The 16,007-nt window shown below is 67.8% G+C and carries 17 protein-coding genes; 10 read left to right on the top strand and 7 right to left on the bottom strand.

Going from position 1 to position 16,007, the window contains the following annotated elements; all coding sequences use genetic code 11:
* Positions 1-22: 22 nt before the first annotated feature.
* The 4 genes from B5X90_RS09095 to B5X90_RS09110 form a co-directional block, all read right to left on the bottom strand.
* Positions 23-286: a GlsB/YeaQ/YmgE family stress response membrane protein gene (locus B5X90_RS09095; RefSeq protein WP_018774889.1), complete on the bottom strand. Its 264-nt coding sequence runs from the start codon at positions 284-286 to the stop codon at positions 23-25.
* Between the two features lie 149 nt (positions 287-435).
* Positions 436-1,407, bottom strand: a complete 972-nt coding sequence (locus B5X90_RS09100; protein WP_079552174.1) for an aldo/keto reductase — start codon at positions 1,405-1,407, stop codon at positions 436-438.
* Between the two features lie 96 nt (positions 1,408-1,503).
* On the bottom strand, positions 1,504-1,713 hold the full coding sequence (locus B5X90_RS09105) for a dodecin (protein WP_011690139.1): 210 nt from the start codon (positions 1,711-1,713) through the stop codon (positions 1,504-1,506).
* Positions 1,714-1,765: 52 nt separating this feature from the next.
* Positions 1,766-2,728 carry an SGNH/GDSL hydrolase family protein gene (locus B5X90_RS09110; RefSeq protein ID WP_256860140.1) on the bottom strand — a complete coding sequence of 321 codons (963 nt, stop codon included), beginning with the start codon at positions 2,726-2,728 and terminating at the stop codon, positions 1,766-1,768.
* 134 nt (positions 2,729-2,862) lie between these two features.
* Between B5X90_RS09110 and B5X90_RS09115 the strand changes: the two genes are divergently transcribed.
* Positions 2,863-3,120, top strand: coding sequence for a metal-sensitive transcriptional regulator (locus tag B5X90_RS09115; protein WP_018774886.1), 258 nt, complete (start codon positions 2,863-2,865; stop codon positions 3,118-3,120).
* A 31-nt stretch (positions 3,121-3,151) separates the two neighbouring features.
* Here B5X90_RS09115 and B5X90_RS09120 read toward each other — a convergent pair whose 3' ends face one another.
* Positions 3,152-3,862, bottom strand: a complete 711-nt coding sequence (locus B5X90_RS09120) for a FadR/GntR family transcriptional regulator (RefSeq protein WP_079552176.1) — start codon at positions 3,860-3,862, stop codon at positions 3,152-3,154.
* Positions 3,863-4,052: 190 nt separating this feature from the next.
* On the opposite strand from B5X90_RS09120, the gene B5X90_RS09125 reads away from it, so the two are divergent.
* The 8 genes from B5X90_RS09125 to B5X90_RS09160 all read left to right on the top strand — a co-directional run bounded on the left by B5X90_RS09125 (position 4,053) and on the right by B5X90_RS09160 (position 12,502).
* The gene (locus B5X90_RS09125) at positions 4,053-5,540 is read left to right on the top strand and encodes a four-carbon acid sugar kinase family protein (RefSeq protein WP_079552178.1); all 1,488 of its coding nucleotides are present in this window, start codon (positions 4,053-4,055) and stop codon (positions 5,538-5,540) included.
* 91 nt (positions 5,541-5,631) lie between these two features.
* On the top strand, positions 5,632-6,534 hold the full coding sequence (locus tag B5X90_RS09130; RefSeq protein ID WP_079552478.1) for an NAD(P)-dependent oxidoreductase: 903 nt from the start codon (positions 5,632-5,634) through the stop codon (positions 6,532-6,534).
* A 129-nt stretch (positions 6,535-6,663) separates the two neighbouring features.
* Complete coding sequence (locus B5X90_RS09135) at positions 6,664-8,130, top strand: GntP family transporter (RefSeq protein WP_079552180.1); 1,467 nt, start codon at positions 6,664-6,666, stop codon at positions 8,128-8,130.
* Positions 8,130-9,014, top strand: a complete 885-nt coding sequence (locus B5X90_RS09140; protein ID WP_079552182.1) for a class II fructose-bisphosphate aldolase — start codon at positions 8,130-8,132, stop codon at positions 9,012-9,014. Before B5X90_RS09135 ends, B5X90_RS09140 begins: the two co-directional genes overlap by 1 nt.
* Before the next feature lie 110 nt (positions 9,015-9,124).
* On the top strand, positions 9,125-10,465 hold the full coding sequence (locus B5X90_RS09145; RefSeq protein WP_079552184.1) for an acyltransferase family protein: 1,341 nt from the start codon (positions 9,125-9,127) through the stop codon (positions 10,463-10,465).
* Positions 10,462-10,806 carry a GNAT family N-acetyltransferase gene (locus B5X90_RS09150; RefSeq protein ID WP_028276599.1) on the top strand — a complete coding sequence of 115 codons (345 nt, stop codon included), beginning with the start codon at positions 10,462-10,464 and terminating at the stop codon, positions 10,804-10,806. Before B5X90_RS09145 ends, B5X90_RS09150 begins: the two co-directional genes overlap by 4 nt.
* 123 nt (positions 10,807-10,929) lie before the next feature.
* Positions 10,930-11,694 carry a hypothetical protein gene (locus B5X90_RS09155; RefSeq protein ID WP_079552187.1) on the top strand — a complete coding sequence of 255 codons (765 nt, stop codon included), beginning with the start codon at positions 10,930-10,932 and terminating at the stop codon, positions 11,692-11,694.
* Between the two features lie 25 nt (positions 11,695-11,719).
* Positions 11,720-12,502, top strand: coding sequence for an SDR family NAD(P)-dependent oxidoreductase (locus B5X90_RS09160; RefSeq protein WP_079552189.1), 783 nt, complete (start codon positions 11,720-11,722; stop codon positions 12,500-12,502).
* A gap of 12 nt (positions 12,503-12,514) precedes the next feature.
* Here B5X90_RS09160 and B5X90_RS09165 read toward each other — a convergent pair whose 3' ends face one another.
* Positions 12,515-13,567, bottom strand: coding sequence for an FUSC family protein (locus B5X90_RS09165; protein ID WP_079552191.1), 1,053 nt, complete (start codon positions 13,565-13,567; stop codon positions 12,515-12,517).
* 207 nt (positions 13,568-13,774) lie between these two features.
* On the bottom strand, positions 13,775-15,376 hold the full coding sequence (locus B5X90_RS09170) for an MFS transporter (protein ID WP_079552194.1): 1,602 nt from the start codon (positions 15,374-15,376) through the stop codon (positions 13,775-13,777).
* Positions 15,377-15,746: 370 nt separating this feature from the next.
* Between B5X90_RS09170 and B5X90_RS09175 the strand changes: the two genes are divergently transcribed.
* On the top strand, positions 15,747-16,004 hold the full coding sequence (locus B5X90_RS09175; RefSeq protein ID WP_079552196.1) for a hypothetical protein: 258 nt from the start codon (positions 15,747-15,749) through the stop codon (positions 16,002-16,004).
* Positions 16,005-16,007: the final 3 nt, after the last annotated feature.

A 16,007-nucleotide genomic window follows, 5' to 3' on the forward strand; every position in this document is an offset into this window, starting at 1 on the left:
CGGTTTCCGGTCAGCTTCCGTGTTAGCGGGCTGAGCGCTTGCTGATCATGCCGTAAACGAGCAGGACGATGATCGCACCGCCGATGGCCAGCAGCCAGGTCGACAGCGAGAAGAACTCGTTGATGCCCACGCCGAACAGTGCGCTGCCAATGAATCCGCCGAGCAGGGCGCCGACGACGCCCAGGATCAGAGTGATGATGATGCCACCGCCCTGACGTCCCGGGAGGATAGCCTTAGCGATTGCTCCGGCGATGAGGCCCAGAATCAGAAATGCGAGAAAACCCATTTTTCGTTCCTTCTTCTTTCATAGAGGAGGCACCCGGATCGCCGGGTGCGCTACATCCTTCTGCCCTAATACTAATCATGCTTAGTATCAAAGAGCCACCCGACACCCGTGGGTTCGGCGGGCGGGGTGCGAAAACAGCCGCCTGCGCCCTACCAGGCGTAGTCTTCGGGGGCCGTCCTGTGGCCCGGGAAGATCTCGTCGAGGCGCTTGAGCGCATCGGTGTCGAGCTTCAATTTGTGCGCCCTGACGGAGGCTTCGAGCTGCTCAAGGGTACGCGGGCCGATGATCGGGGCGGTGACTGCCGGCTGGTGGAGCAGCCACGCGAGTGCCACGTCCGCGGGTTCCTGACCCAGTTCGGCGGCGAACTCCTCGTATCGCCGGATCTGTTTCTGGTGCGATTTGAGCGCATCGAGGGCCCGGCCCGCGACGCGCCGGACGCCGTCGTTCTCCTTCTTCAGCACTCCGCCGAGCAGGCCGCCGTGCAACGGCGACCATGGCAGGATCCCCAGGCCATACTGCTGGGCGGCCGGGATGACCTCCAGTTCCACGTCCCGGGTCAGCAGGTTGTAAATCGACTGTTCGCTGACCAGCCCGTTGTAGTTGCGGCGGCCGGCGCTTTCCTGGGCCAGGGCGATGTGCCAGCCGGCGAAGTTGCTGCTGCCCGAGTACAGGATCTTGCCCTGCTGGACGGCGACCTCGATAGCCTGCCAGATCTCATCCCAGGGCGTGTTCCGGTCCACGTGATGGAACTGGTACAGATCGATGTAGTCCGTCTGCAGCCGTTTCAGGCTGGCGTCGAGTGCCCGGCGGATGTGCAGTGCCGAGAGTTTGGACTCGTTGGGCCGGTCGGTCATGGTGCCGAACAACTTGGTGGCAAGCACCGTGCGCTCGCGGCGCTCGCCCCCTTGGGCGAACCAGCGGCCGAGTATTTCCTCCGTCCAGCCGCGGTGGCTGGACCCGCCATACACATTGGCCGTGTCGACGAAGTTGATGCCGGCGGCCTGCGCGGTGTCCAGGATGGCGAAGGCCTGCGTCTCCTCGGTCTGCGGGCCAAAGTTCATGGTGCCCAGGCAAAGGCGCGAGACTGTCAGGCCGGAGCGGCCCAGATGCGTATAGCGCATGAAGTTTTCCTCTCCGCCCTGGCCTCCTCTGCCCTGACGGGTTGCGGGTTTCTCCGGAGCGGGGCGGTGCGTGCCGGCCCGCTCCGGAGTCTGGCGTCAACGCTCCAGGCGGAACCCCAGCTTGATGGTGACCTGCCAGTCGGCGACCTGCCCGTTTTCGAGGTGGCCGCGGATCTCCTTGACTTCGAACCAGTCAAGGTTCCGCAGGGTCTTGGCGGCCTCGGCGATGCCGTTCCGGACGGCCGCATCGACGCCCTCGTTCGAGGTTCCGACAATTTCAGAAATGCTGTAAGTGTGATTAGACAACTTCGCTCCTCGTGATCGCCATCGATGCCCGGCTGTGGGCCGTTCCTGCAGACTAGCCGACCGAACCCGGCCGGACTAGGGGTTTGTGCCCGGAGTCCGGGACCCCGGGAGGCGGTCCGGGCAGCGGGCGTTTGGCCTGCCGCGGCGGGGCGTCTGGGCGCGGCCTGATCCGGCTCACCATCCAGGGCAGCATGTAGTGCGCCATCCAGGCCAGGTCACCGGCCCGGGCCTCCCGCCAGTTGCCCGGCGGCATCGGCTTGGGCTCCAGCGGCCGCAGGCGGTGTGGCACGCTGAGCGTGTCCAGGACCATGGCCGCAATGGTGTGGTGTCCCAGCGGCGAGAAATGCAGGCGGTCCGGATCCCACATCCGCGGATCGCTCAGTTGCCGCAGGGCCCACAAATCAGCGATGACGGCATCATGCCGGGCGGCGATGACACGGATGTTCTCGTTGAATACCGCAACCTTGCCCCGGATGTGTCCGAACACGGCGGTCTCGCCCCAGTCCGGCCCGGTGAACACGACCACCGTGGCCCCGGTGGCAGAGAGGGCTGCCACGGCGTCGTCCAGGGCCGCGGCCATCCGGTCCGGATCGCCGCGATGGAACACGAGATCGTTCCCGCCGGCGGAGAGCGAGACGAGGTCAGGCTTCAGGTTCAGGGCCGGTCCGAGCTGCTGGTCGAGGATCTCGCGCAGGACCAGGCCGCTGATAGCAAGGTTTGCGTACCCGAACTCGCGGCGGCCCTCGCCGAGTTCCTCGGCGATGCGGTCCGCCCACCCCCGGATGCCCCCGGGGCTCAGCGGTTCCGGGTCGCCGACGCCTGCCGTAAACGAGTCGCCCAAGGCGACATACCGGCTCCAGGGCCGGGAATGCAGGTCACCGGCACGCCCGCGTGCGGAGCTCTGATCCCCTGGATGCCACGGCCCCGCGGCGGGGAGGTTGACGCCGGTACCGCCGGCGTCCGGTTCTAGGAACCTGGCGGCGTTCACATCACCAGCAATACGCCGATCTTCCATGCCTCGCTAGGTACTTATGCCCCTAGCGGGGCGGCATGAGTCCCCGGCGGCCACCCCTGGCCGTTCGCCACCCGGGAGGCGAAATACTCAGGGGGGTATAATGGGGAGCCTGACGCATCGAACCGGAGGAACCAATGGAACTCGATCCCACCGACATGAAGCCTGTCATCAACCGGCTTCGCCGCGCCCAGGGCCAGCTCGCGGCCGTCACCAGGATGATCGAGGAGGGCCGTGACTGCAAGAGCGTCGTGACCCAGCTGGCGGCCGTGTCCAGCGCCCTGGACAAGGCGGGATTCTCCATCATTGCCACGGGCCTGCAGCAATGCATGCAGCAGGAAGACCCCAGCCTGGACCGCGCCGAACTCGAGAAGCTCTTCCTCTCGCTCGCCTGAACTCTTCATCCGGGCAAAGCGCGGGTCCGTGTCAGGCCGGGCCGCCGGCCAGCACGAAGGTCTTCAGATCGTCAAGGGTCTGCCGCATGTGGGCGTCCATGGCGTCGCGGGCGCGGTGCGGGTCGCGGGAGGCCAGGGCGTCGGCGATGTTCTGATGGTGCCCGATCGCGTGCTCCTGGATCTCCGGCACCTTCGAAGTTTCCGTCCGCCGTTTTTCCAGCACACGGTGCAGGGGTTCGAACAATACGGCGACGAAGACGTTTTCCGAGGCCTGCAGGATGAGGTCGTGGAAAGCGAGGTCTTCCTCCACGAACGCCGCGAGATCATTCCTCTCGTGGGCCAGCCGCATCCTGTCCACGTGCGCGCGGAGGGCCTGGATGTCCGTGTCCGACATCCGTCCGGCAGCCAGCTCGCAGGCGCCCGTCTCCAGCATCCGCCGCAGCTCGATGAGCTGGATGGCGGCCGAGGCGTCGTTTGTGCCCTCCGAGGCTGCCCGCAGCACGGCGTCCAGTGAGCCCCAGCGGTTCACCGGGTTCACGAACGTGCCCCGGCCGCGTTCCACACTGAGGATCCGCTGGGCTTCAAGGGTTTTCATGGCCTCGCGCACGGTCATGCGGCTGACTTCATGCCGGGAGCTGAGCTCCAGTTCGCCGGGGACGCTCGCGCCGGGCGGGAACTCGCCGCCAATAATCCGGTCCAGCAGTTCGTCGGCCACAACGCCGACCAGCGATTTCCTAGCCAATTCTCCCCGTCCAGCGACTTATTGCCTGATGGCGTGCTCCCTGATGGCCAAGTCTACTTGCGCGTCGTTGTGCCATATGCCACACTAGCATTCATATGCAAGATGTCTGACATCTTACATTTTGTTCCTGCTGCGGCTCGCGGAGAAGCGCAGTTTTCCACTGACAGATCCACACACAATGGAGTGCATAGTGCCCCTCGAAGCAGACGTGCTGGCCGCTTTCCCCGCGGAAGTACAGATCCCCGCCCGGCTGGTGGCAGACAGCGTGGCCGCCTCCTCCGAGGCATCCCCCCGTGTCCTGGTCGTACTCGACGACGACCCCACCGGCACGCAGTCCGTGGCGAACCTGCCGGTCCTCACCCGCTGGGACGTAGCGGACTTTGCCTGGGCGTTCGCCTACGAAGTCGACGGCAAGCGCCAGCGCGCGGTCTACGTGCTGACCAACACCCGCAGCCTTGACCCTGCCGAGGCGGCTGCCCGCAACGAGGAGATCGTCCGCAACGCCCTCGCGGCCGCGGCATCCGCTGAACCGGCGCTGCGGCTCAGCTTTGTCAGCCGGAGCGACTCCACCCTCCGCGGCCACTACCCGCTCGAACCGGACGTCATCGCGGCCACGGTCACCGCCGTCAACGGCGAGAAGACGGACGGCGTCGTGATCGTTCCCGCGTTTCCCGACGCCGGCCGCGTGACGGTCGGCGGCGTGCACTTCACCCGCGGCACAGGCAAGGACGCCGGGCAGCTCACTCCCGTGGCCGAGACCGAATTCGCCCGGGACGCCAGCTTCGGCTTCGCCAACTCGGAGATGGCCAAATACGTCGAGGAGAAGTCGAACGGCCGGTTCCCCGCGGATTCGGTGATCGTGCTGGATCTGGACATCATCCGGGCGTCCGCCGATCCGGTGATCTCCGCCAAGGCCATTGCCGATGCCATCGACGCCGCCACGGATTCGACTCCGATCGTGGCGGACATCGTCACCGAAAACGACCTGAGGGCACTGGCCCTGGGCCTGGAAGAAGCGGAAAGCCGCGGCAAGAAGCTGCTCTACCGCGTGGGCCCGCCGTTTGTCCGGGCACGGATCGGCCAGGAAATCCGCACCGAACTCAGCGGACAGGAAGCCTATGCGGGCAACACCCCCTCGGAAGCCGGCGGCCTGATCGTGGTCGGCTCGCACGTCGGAGTCACCACCCGCCAGCTCAACGCCCTCACCGAGCAGCACAGCGCGGCCCGGATCGTGGAGATCGACGTCGAGAAGCTCCTCGGCGACAACGCAGGGGAGTACCTGGATGAAACCGTGGACACGGTGGTCGCTGCCCTCCGCGGCGGCGACGTGATCGTGCACACGAGCCGGCTCCTGATCAAGACCTCTGACGCCGCCGAAAGCCTGCGGATCGCCCGCACCGTCTCCGCCGCCGTCGTCGCGGTCGTGAACCGCACGCTGAAGACCTTCCCGCCCCGCTTCGTGATCGCCAAGGGCGGCATCACGTCCTCGGACGTGGCCGCACACGGCCTGGAAATCCGGCACGCGATCGTCCGCGGGCCCATGCTGCCGGGCATCGTCAGCCTGTGGGAACCGGTGGACGGACCGGCCAAGGGCATCCCGTACATCGTCTTCGCCGGCAACGTGGGCGACGACCAGTCCCTCGCCGATGTCACGCGCAAGCTCAGCAACACCTTCTAGTCCCCACCGGCTCCCAGCCTTCACAACCTCAGGCAGGGCCCCTCGCCGGAGTAGGCCCAACACCACACACGTCATTTCGATGGAGAACACCATGACCAGCAACTACACCATCACCGTCCTTGGCCTTGGCGCCATGGGCCTGCCCATGGCCACGCGCCTGGCAAGCGAGCTCACCGTCCACGGCTTCGACATCGCCGAACCGCGCCTGAAGCTGGCTCAAGAGGCCGGCATCCGCACGTTCGCGTCCGCACGGGAAGCCTCGGAAGGCGCCGACGCGCTGCTGCTGGCAGTGCGCAACGGTGAACAGCTGGGCGATGTCCTCTTCGGCGAGAACGGCGTGGCCTCCGTGCTCAAGCCGGGCGCCGTCGTGATCCTGGGCAGCACCGTGGGCACCGAGGCCATCCCGGCCGCCGTCGACCGCCTGGCCGAATACGGCGTCGAACTGGTTGATGCCCCGCTGTCCGGCGGCCCCAAGCGTGCCGGCGAGGGCGACCTCCTGATCGTGGTGGGCGCCTCGCCCGAGGCCCAGGAAAAGGCCCGCCCGGCCCTTGAGCTGCTGGCCTCCACGCTGACCGTGGTCGGCGACAAGCCCGGCGACGGCCAGGCCCTCAAAACCGTCAACCAGCTGCTCTGCGGCATCCACATCGCCGCCGCCGCCGAGGCGATGGCCCTGGCCGACGCCCTGGGCCTGGACCAGGCCAAGACCCTCGCCGCCCTCGAAGCCGGCGCGGCGGGTTCCTTCATGCTCTCCAACCGCGGCCCGCGCATCCTGGAGGCCTACACCGAGGACGGCGCCGAAGTCCTCAGCCGGCTGGACATCTTCGTCAAGGACATGGGGATCGTCGGCAAGGCCACCCGCGCAGCTGGCCTCGCCGCCCCGGTGGCCGCCGCCGCCGAGCAGCTCTACCTCCTCGGCCAGGCCCAGGGCCTCGCCGCAGCCGATGACTCCGCCGTCATCAAGGTCGTCGCGCCCACCAAGCGCACCGCCCAATAACCAGCCGTTCCACGCCCGACGACGGCGGTCCCCCCTCCGCCGTCGCCGGGTCCCCACCCCACTGTTCCGCCACTTTTACCCGACGGTTGAATCGTTGGGCGACCTTCCTGTCAAAGGAGACACCTCTTCATGACCCCCCTGCTCAATTCCCTGATGGTGCGCGCCGCCGACGCGCCCGTCATCAAGCCGGCCGTGGAGCTGGGAACACCGCTGCTGCTGACAATCGCGGCTGCCGGCGTCGCCCTGCTGCTGGTGATGATCATCCGCTTCAAGATCCAGGCCTTCGTGTCCCTGCTGACCGTCAGCATCCTGGTGGCCGTGGCCGCGCAGATCCCGCTCAAGGACGTGTTCACCGTGGTGGCCGCCGGGGTGGGAGGCACCATGGGCAAGGTCGCCCTCCTGATTGCGCTCGGCGCGATCCTGGGGCGGATGATCGAGGTCTCCGGCGGCGTCCAGTCCCTCGCCGACCACTTCACCGCCAAGCTCGGCGCCCGGCGGGTGGCCGTGGCCCTCACCGCAGTCGGCTTCCTGGTCGCGATCCCGGTGTTCTTCGAGGTCGGCATCATTGTCCTGGTGCCGGTCGTCTACGCGTTCGCCAAAATCGCCAACGTCCACCCGGTGAAGTTCGGCCTGCCCATGGCCGGCATCATGCTGGCCATCCACGTGGCTGTGCCACCGCACCCGGGGATTGTTGCCGGTGCCGGCGTGCTCGGCGCCGACATCGGACTGATCGCCCTGATCTCGCTGACGATCTGCGTGCCGCTTGGCTTCCTGTCCTACTGGGTCGCGTCCATCATGAACCGCAAGACCTACGAGCTGCTGCCGGCCGTCAAAACCCAGGTGGACGAGTTCGGCTCCGCCTCCATGGTCCGCGTTGGCCACGAGGGCCCGGGCAGCAAGGCCATTGCCCCGCCCCGTCCGGGACTGATCATCGTCCTCATCGCCACCCCGATCGTGCTGATCCTCCTCGGCACCGTCGGCACCCTGGTGATCGAGAAGAACGACTTCTGGTACGGCGTCGCGGCGTTCGTGGGCAACCCCGTCTTCGCCCTGCTGGTGGCCGTTGCGCTCTGCTTCTTCCTCCTGGCCGTCCGCCGGCAGTGGTCGCTGACGGAAACCGGCGAAATCTTCGAAGGCGCCCTGCCTCCGATCGCGTCCATCCTGATGGTTGTAGCGGCAGGCGGCGTGTTCGGCAGCGTCCTGCAGGTGAGCGGAATCGGCAAGGCTCTCTCCGAATCCCTCGACACGCTCGGCGTTCCGCTGCTGCTGCTTGGCTTCATCATCTCCCTCGCCCTCCGCGCAGCCCAGGGCTCGGCCACGGTCGCGATCGTCACCACGGCCGGCCTGCTCTCCTCCGCCGTTGCCGGCGGCGGCTACACGCCGGCGCAGACCGCCGTGATCGTGATCGCCATCGGATTCGGCGCCCTCGGCCTCTCCCACGTGACCGACGCCGGTTTCTGGGTGGTTGTGCGCTACTACGGGCTGACCGTCGCCGACGGCCTCAGGACCTGGACCGTGCTCACCACCGTGCTGGGACTGGCAGGCTTCGCCCTGACATTCGTCGCCTGGATGCTGGTGGGGGGACTGAGCGCCTGATGCGTACCCAACTGGACACCCTGGTGACCGGGGCCCTGCAGCAAGGCTCTGCCGTTCCGGCGTTCACCTGTTACGACTTCACCACCGCGCTCGCCGTGGTGGGGGCGGCCGAGGAATCCGGCCGGGGCGCCATCCTGCTGGTCGCGCCGAAGACCGCGGCAGCGCCCAACGGGCTGCGGCTGATCGCCGCCCTGCGCGGGCTTGCCGACGCAGCTTCCGTGCCGATTGCGGTGCAGCTGGATCATGCCACCGACCCGCCGGTGATCGCCGACGCCGTCAGTGCCGGGGCCGACTCGGTGCTGGTCGACGGGTCCTCGCTGCCATACGAGGACAACATCGCCCTGGTCCGGAACGTCCGGGCGGCCTTGGCAGCGCAGGGCCGGGCCGACGTCGTCATTGAAGCCGAACTGGGCGGACTCGCCGGCGACGAGGACCGGGCCTTCGGGACCGACGCCGCGGATAGCGCCGGCAGCACCGTGGCGGACGCCCCCGACGGGCTCACCGACTCCGCCCAGGTGGAGGACTTCGTGGCCCGCACGGGGTCCCAGCTGCTCGCCGTGGCCGTGGGTAACGTCCATGGCAAGTACAAAGGCGAGCCCCGGCTGCGCTGGGACGTGCTGCAGGACATCGCCGTGCGTACCCGGATCCCGCTGGTCCTGCACGGCGCCTCCGGCATTCCGGCCGAGGAACTGGTCAAGGCCGCGGCGATGAACGTGGGCAAGGTCAACTTCAACACCGAGCTGCGCACGGGCGTCCTGGCGGTCCTTGAGGAACAGACCACAGCGCACCGGGCCGACGGCGAGAACCTCCAGGCACTGCTGGGCCTGTGGAATGCCTCGGCCAGGACCTTCGCGGCCACCGCCCTGGCCACACTCTCGCGCTAAAGCCCTGCGCTGGCCTGCAGCCGGCGCGCATCCGGGCCATTCTGCTCTGGCAGTCAGGCGCCCCTCGCACGACAATGATGGCAACACAGCCTGCCTTCCCGAGGGGTGCCATGCTTGCGCAGCAGCGGCCAGCCGGCGGCCCGGCGCCGATGCCGGACCGAGACCCGGTGATCGACCTTGTCCGGTTCTTTTGCCTGGCACTGGTGGTGGTAGCGCACACCATGATGGTCAGTCCCGTGCTGCACCCGGACGGCACCGTGACGTCCGAGAACACCCTGGGCGATCAGCACTGGTTTGAACCGGTGGTGTGGGTCTTCCAGATCATGCCGCTGTTCTTTGTGGCCGGAGGCATCACCGGGCTGCAGTCCTGGCGCCGGCTCCGGGCCAGGGGCGGCAACGCCTTCGATTTCATGCAGGGCCGGCTGCTGCGCCTGATCCGTCCGGCCGCGGTCCTGCTGGCGGTCATGTTCGTTGGCCTGTCGGCGGCCCGCCTCGCAGGGGTTGACCCTCAGGTCATCGAGCTGCTCACCAGCGGAGCCGGCATGCCGCTGTGGTTCCTGGCCGCGTACCTCGCCGCGCAACTCAATCTTCCCTGGCTGGCGGCCCTCCACGCCCGCGCGCCATGGCTGACCTTCGCCGGCCTCACCGCCCTGGTAGTGACCGTCGATTGCCTGCGGGGAGTGCTGCCGCTGTTGGCATACCTGAACATGCTGTTCCTGTGGTGCGCCGTGCAGCAGCTCGGATTCATCGTGGCAGATGGCCCCCGGCTGCTGCCGGGCCGGCCGGCGCACCTGGGCATCATGGTTGCCAGCAACATGCTGCTGGGGGTGATAGTCCTGCTGGGGCTGTATTCCGGGAACATGCTGGTGAACCTCAATCCGCCCAATGTGACGCTGCTGCTCCTGGGCATCTCGCAGGCCGCCGCCCTTCAGCTCTTCCGGCCGGGGCTGTCCCGGATCGCGTCCGTGGCCGGGGTGCGCCGGATGATGGGCCTGGCCGGCCGGCGGTCCATGACTGTTTATCTGTGGCATCTGCCCCTGCTGGCGGCGATGTCCGGTGTGCTGCTGCTGACGGATTTCCCGCAGCCCGCCGGAGGGAGTGCGGCCTGGTGGTGGGGGCGGCCCCTGGTGCTGTTGGGCGTCATCGCACTGCTGCTGCCGGTGGTGGCATTGTTTGGCAGGCTGGAGGAGCGGCCGACGGCGGCCGGCCCGTCGCCGAGCCGGCCGGCAGCCGCCGTGCTGCTCGCCGCCGTCGCCGTTTTTGTCCCGGCAGTCAACGCCGCGCTCACCGGGCTCACCCCCGGGCTCCTCGGCGGGGGCGCCGCCTGCTTCGCGCTCGCCGTCGTGCTCCTGGGCCGGATTCCGGTTCGGCTCACGACGCCACCTGGCCGGCAGGACGGATCGGAACCGCCATTGCCACGCCCGCCATTAAGTGCCAATGTCGAACCATGACGGAGAACTCGGCAACCACGGAAGACACCTTCACCCCGGACGTCTCCACCACCCGGAACGACGAGCTGCACCGTTACGAACTCCGTGTCGGCGACAAACTGGCCGTCCAGGTGCGCTTCATCGACAGGCCGGGCCATATCGACTTCATCCACACGGATACCGCGGAGCAGTTCCAGGGCCAAGGGCTCGCCAAAGTGCTGGCGCACTTCGCCCTCGATGACGTGGTTGCCTCCGGCAAGCGGATCATCCCGAATTGCCCGTTCATGTACCGCTACCTGCGCAAACACGAGTCGTACCACCAGTATGTGGACTGGCCGGAGCGGGTCCCCGAGGGAGCCTGAGCGCCTGGCCCGGGGGCCGGAACGGCGTCATCGGCCTGCCCGCTTGTGGGCAGCGGACCAACCTCGTAAAGTTTGACCAGAGTTATGCAGTTGGCTCTTGGACAGGTGACTTTGGAGTACCCCATGAACCATAAACTGCGTGTGCTTGTCCGGGTGGACGTCGATCCCGCACAGGTCACCCTCGAAATTACCGGCTGCGTTACCCAATCTGATTCAGCAGCCCTCCTGCACATCGTGCGCCGCGCCTGCCGCCTCGAACCGGGCGCCGCCGTGGTCATCGACCTTCACGGCGCCTCCCACCTGGACCCGGAAGTCCTGCTGGACCTCCGGCGTCTCGCTGATGCCGGACACCTGCCCGCTACCGACGCCGGGGACTCCGCAGAGGCCGTGCCGCTTCGTTTCACCCTCGACGAACCGGCCGTGCTGCCCATCTGCCTCGTGCACGTCGGCGCCGAGGCCGAAGTCCTCGCCGGGCTCGACACCGACTACCGCCAGGCCCCCGTCGCTGTCGCCGGGAACGGAGACAGCGAGGCCGCCGGACTGCTCGACGTCGGGCCGGGCTCCGGATCCGATGCCGGGCCGGGGGAGGCCAACAGCACGCTGGCCGTGGAATACGGCGGCACCAACGACCTTGGCTCCATCGACGGCCTGGCGCTTTCGGAGTACTTCGAGGGAACACTGGATCCTGTGGCCACGGTCCGGGCGCTGTCCGACACGGCGCTGTGCCGGCTCGCGGACGCTCTCTACCGCCACCTCGATACCAGCAGCCCGTCTTTCGGCGCGCATACCTGGTACGAGCTTGCGGCTGAAGAGCTTCAGAACCGCCACCTGCTCGATGACGGTGACCCGGCCGGGGACGAACTGGCGCAGGACACGGCCCTGGCCTGAGCCGGGACGGGACTAGGCTGTCGCTATGAACCCTCAAACAGCCCCTACATCCGGCAGCACCGCCCTGGTCACGGGCGCGACGGCAGGCCTTGGCGCCGAATTCGCCCGCCAGCTCGCCGAGCAGGGCCACCGCGTGGTGCTCGTGGCCCGCGACGCCGGCCGCCTCGCGGCCACCGCGGCGGAGCTGGAGAACAGCTACGGGACCGCGGCGGAGACGATCGCCGCGGACCTGACCGACGACGCCGGGATCGCCGCCGTCGTCGCGCGCCTCAGCGACCCCGCGCGGCCGGTGGAGATCCTGGTCAACAACGCGGGAATCGGCCTGCTGCGGCCCTTCGAGGACAACGACATTGCCGAGGAGAAGAAACACCTGAAGCTCCATGTCGAAACCGCCATGGAGCTCAGCCATGCCGCCCTGCAAGGCATGCTCGGGCGCCAGTCCGGCAGGATCATCAACGTCGCCAGCGTGGCGGCCTTCCTGCCCCGCGGCACGTACTCCGCAGCGAAGGCCTGGCTGCTGAGTTTCTCGCGCTCGGCCAACATGGCCTATGCGGCGCGCGGGGTGAAGGTCACCGCCGTGTGCCCCGGCTTCACCCACACCGAGTTCCACGACCGGATGGGGATGGACAAGACGGCGACGCCGCGCTGGATGTGGCTTGAGGCCCGGCAAGTGGTCAGCGAGGGACTGGCGGACAACGCCAAGGGCAGGGCCGTCTCGATCCCCACCAAGCGCTACAAAGTCCTGACCTCGGTCGCTCGGGTGCTGCCCTCAAAGCTCGTCGCCGGGCCGGCGCGGCGCGCCAAGTAGCCGCCGGGTACATCAGCGGACGGCGAGGCGCCGTCGGCGGATCAGCACGACGACGGCGATCCCGACGGCGGCGCCCACCAGTGTCTCGACGGCCCGTTCGGTCACCAGCACGGCGGGATCGGCCGGCGCGGCAAGCTGTCCGACCAGCAGGATCACCGGGGTGAAGGAGACCATGGCGAGGCCGTAGTGCCGGGTCATGAACAGCTCGGTGCTGAACTGCAACACGATCACCAGGCAGACCAGGACGGCGGCCTGTTGTCCGGGGAAGGCCAGCAGCGGTGACCCCGGCCAGGGGAACAGGACCGCCGCGACCACGACGAGGCCGCCCAGTGTACCGACAATGCGGTGGATGCCGCGGTAAACGCTGCTGGGCAGGTCCGCCCCGGCAAGCGGCACTGCGGCCGCGGCCATGGCCCAGTGCGGGTGGCCGCTGCCACTGAGGACCCCCAGGGTCCCGGCGCCGCCGACGGCGGTGACGTAGCGGGCGGCGTGCAGCCACGCCGCCCGGCGCCCCGCCCCGCGCAGTACTGTGACGTCCCGCCGCCTCCCGCGCTGCCAGGTGCGGCCGACAAACCAGCCGCCAAAGCCGACCACGATGGAGAACGCGGCCGAGGCCGCGGCGATGAGAACGCCCGTGTGCCAAGGGACGGCGGCCGGAACGGAGGCGCACGCGCCCAGGGCCAGGATCCCGAAGAAGGGGCCGGCGGGTTTCAGGGCCGTCTTGTCCGTGAACAGCGAGCCCACGCCGGCGAACGCGGCCTCAACGATCACCAGGGCCCACGAATGAATGTGGTGGGCCGAGAGGAAGACGCCGGCTCCTACGCCGGCAACCAGAAGGACAGCGGCCTGGCCTTGATGGCGGAGCCGGAGCTGGTGAGGCTCGGTGCGGCCGTACATGCCGGTCAGCGCGCCGAAAACGGCGTAGCCGGCCAGTTCGGGGCGACCGGCCGCCAGAAGCGCCAGGGACGGAACGGCCACGCTGATCGCCACCCGCCAGGCCGACACGTGGTCCCTGTTGGCCGGGGCCAGGCTGTGCAGCGAACGGATGTGGTGCAGCAGGGACATCACAACTGCCTCTCCGGTTCCTGTGGTTTCAGTGGCTCCCCGGTTCCCGGGTTTTCCGGGGCGCGGGTGCTGATAGTGGTTCGGACACGCCTAAGGCCTGCCCGGATGCGTCCCCCAACGGGTAAGCATCCGGAACAGGCCTCAAAGGGCGGGGCTGTCAGCTACGTAGCCTGGACTACTGCTGCCGGTCCGGTGGGACTGGCAGGCTCAGGCTGGGGCCGGGACTTTCTCGGCTTCCCCGCGCCCTGCGGTGGAATCGACGGCCGGTGCGACCATGGGCATGTCCATGTGCTCGAGGTCGATCAGCGGGTTCTCGTCCTGCGTCGCGACCAGCTCGCGGGCCTCAGCCTGGGTGTCCACGCTCGGCATGGAGCCGGGCAGCGGCATCTGGGCGGACTCCTTGAGGAAGTAGATCGCTACTGCGCCGATCGCCGAGGTGGCCATCAGGTAGTAGGCCGGCATCATGTCGTTGCCGGTTGCGCTGATCAGGGCGGCAACGATGAACGGCGTGGTCCCGCCGAAGATGGCCACCGAGAAGTTGTACGCGATGCCCATGGCGCCGTAGCGGCTGGCCGTCGGGAACTGGGCCGGCAGGGCGGACGCAAGGTTGGCCACGTAGAACGTCACGGGGAAGGCAATCAGGGAAAGGCCGGCCAGCGTGGACCAGATTTCACCGATGCCGATCAGCAGGAAGGCCGGGGTGGCGAGGACGACGGTGCTGATGGCGCCGATCCACAGCACCGGGCGGCGGCCGATCCGGTCAGAAAGCTTGCCGGTCAGCGGGATGCAGAGGCTCATGATGACCAGCACGGGGATGGTCAGCAGCGTGCCGTGCAGCTCGTCGTAGCCCTTGGACTCCGTCAGGTACGTCGGCATGTAGGAGGTCAGCGCGTAGCCGGCGGTGTTTGCCGCCGCGACCAGGACCATAGCGACGATGAGGGAGCGCCAGTACGCCTTCACGATGCCCACCGGGCCCTTGGAGGCTGCGGCGTCGGAGGCGGTTGCGTCCTTGGCGAGGTTCTCCTGGGCATCCAGGGTTGCCTGGAACTGCGGGGATTCCTCGATCTTGCTCCGGAAGTACACGGCGATCAGGCCGAGCGGGCCGGCGACGAGGAACGGGATGCGCCAGCCCCACTGCTCCATGGTGTCCTGGCCGAGGGTCAGCTGCAGCACCGAAACGAGGGCCGCGCCAAGGGCGAAACCGAGGTAGCTGCCCATGTCCAGGAAGCTGGCGAAGAATCCGCGGCGCTTGTCAGGGGCGTACTCGCTCACAAAGGTCGTGGCGCCGGCGTATTCACCGCCGGTGGAGAAGCCCTGGATAACTTTGAACAGGACCAGCAGGACCGCAGCCCAGATGCCGATCTGTGCGTAGCCGGGCAGGAGACCGACGGCGAAGGTGCTGGCGGCCATGATCATCAGGGTCGCGGCGAGGACCTTCTGGCGGCCGATCTTGTCGCCAAGCCAGCCGAATACGACTCCGCCGAGGGGGCGGGCGATGAAGGTGGCGGCGAAGGTTCCGAGCAGGAACAAGGTCTGGACGGACTTGTCCGCCTCCGGCAGGAACACCGGTCCCATGGTGGTGATCAGGTAGCCGAACACGCCGACGTCGTACCACTCCATGGTGTTACCCACGATGGTGCCGCCGAGTGCCTTCTTGAGCATCGGCTGGTCGACAACGTTGACGTCGGACTCGCGGAGTCGACGGCGACGTAGCTTCGGTTTCTTCACACCCTTGGGTGCGCCTTGGTTGGTTCTGCTGGCGTCGATGACGCCCGCTGAAGAGTCGGTCGTGCTTCGGTCTGTGGGCATTTGGGAAGCTCCTAGGGAGATCATTTGCTTGCGACTTGTAGCTGCCCCGCTCTGGGCAGGCTTTCAATTTTACGGGAACTCTCTGGAGTTTCCGAGTTGTGTGCCGTATGATCGCCCATTTCGGGTGCAAATTGGGGGCAATTCACCATTTTCTTTTGCCCGCTTTCGCCGCGCGGATACTGGGAACCGGCCATCCCCGCGGCGCCGCGCCCAAAATTTTCCGCGCCAGCCCTCGATTGTGGGGGTACCAGGCGGGATTCCGGCCGACGGAAAGTCCTCCTGCGGGCGCTACAGACATCTCCCCGGGGCAGTCCTACGATTGATGGACACTTCATTTCACAGCGGTTAATTACAGCGGAAAGGAAGATCAATGGCGGATCATCAGTTCGGAGAAGGAATCGAGCCCGAGGTCGCGAGCCATCTGGCGCAGTCCATGGATGAAGCCCCCGGACCCGAGGCCCTGCACCACGCGCCCCCCGGGCAAGGCCAAGGGCAGCAATGGCCGGACGGCAGCGGCAAGCAGCGGCACCCCAAGGACCGCGACACCGCCCGCGGGCGGCAGGGCCAGCAGGTGACCGCCGGCGCCATGCACCGGCAAAGCCGTCCGCAGCTGCCCCACCACGACTAGCCC

This window comes from Arthrobacter sp. 49Tsu3.1M3 (assembly GCF_900168135.1).
Taxonomy (GTDB): Bacteria; Actinomycetota; Actinomycetes; order Actinomycetales; family Micrococcaceae; genus Arthrobacter.

Bases quoted from the DNA above. Each gene is read 5' to 3' on its own strand.
- B5X90_RS09140 (WP_079552182.1), top strand. From the start codon at position 8,130: ATGCGTACCCAACTGGACACCCTGGTGACCGGGGCCCTGCAGCAAGGC.
- B5X90_RS09170 (WP_079552194.1), bottom strand. From the start codon at position 15,376: ATGCCCACAGACCGAAGCACGACCGACTCTTCAGCGGGCGTCATCGAC.
- B5X90_RS09145 (WP_079552184.1), top strand. From the start codon at position 9,125: ATGCTTGCGCAGCAGCGGCCAGCCGGCGGCCCGGCGCCGATGCCGGAC.
- B5X90_RS09115 (WP_018774886.1), top strand. From the start codon at position 2,863: ATGGAACTCGATCCCACCGACATGAAGCCTGTCATCAACCGGCTTCGC.
- B5X90_RS09165 (WP_079552191.1), bottom strand. From the start codon at position 13,567: ATGTCCCTGCTGCACCACATCCGTTCGCTGCACAGCCTGGCCCCGGCC.
- B5X90_RS09160 (WP_079552189.1), top strand. From the start codon at position 11,720: ATGAACCCTCAAACAGCCCCTACATCCGGCAGCACCGCCCTGGTCACG.
- B5X90_RS09155 (WP_079552187.1), top strand. From the start codon at position 10,930: ATGAACCATAAACTGCGTGTGCTTGTCCGGGTGGACGTCGATCCCGCA.
- B5X90_RS09100 (WP_079552174.1), bottom strand. From the start codon at position 1,407: ATGCGCTATACGCATCTGGGCCGCTCCGGCCTGACAGTCTCGCGCCTT.
- B5X90_RS09095 (WP_018774889.1), bottom strand. From the start codon at position 286: ATGGGTTTTCTCGCATTTCTGATTCTGGGCCTCATCGCCGGAGCAATC.
- B5X90_RS09135 (WP_079552180.1), top strand. From the start codon at position 6,664: ATGACCCCCCTGCTCAATTCCCTGATGGTGCGCGCCGCCGACGCGCCC.
- B5X90_RS09130 (WP_079552478.1), top strand. From the start codon at position 5,632: ATGACCAGCAACTACACCATCACCGTCCTTGGCCTTGGCGCCATGGGC.
- B5X90_RS09175 (WP_079552196.1), top strand. From the start codon at position 15,747: ATGGCGGATCATCAGTTCGGAGAAGGAATCGAGCCCGAGGTCGCGAGC.
- B5X90_RS09110 (WP_256860140.1), bottom strand. From the start codon at position 2,728: ATGGAAGATCGGCGTATTGCTGGTGATGTGAACGCCGCCAGGTTCCTA.
- B5X90_RS09150 (WP_028276599.1), top strand. From the start codon at position 10,462: ATGACGGAGAACTCGGCAACCACGGAAGACACCTTCACCCCGGACGTC.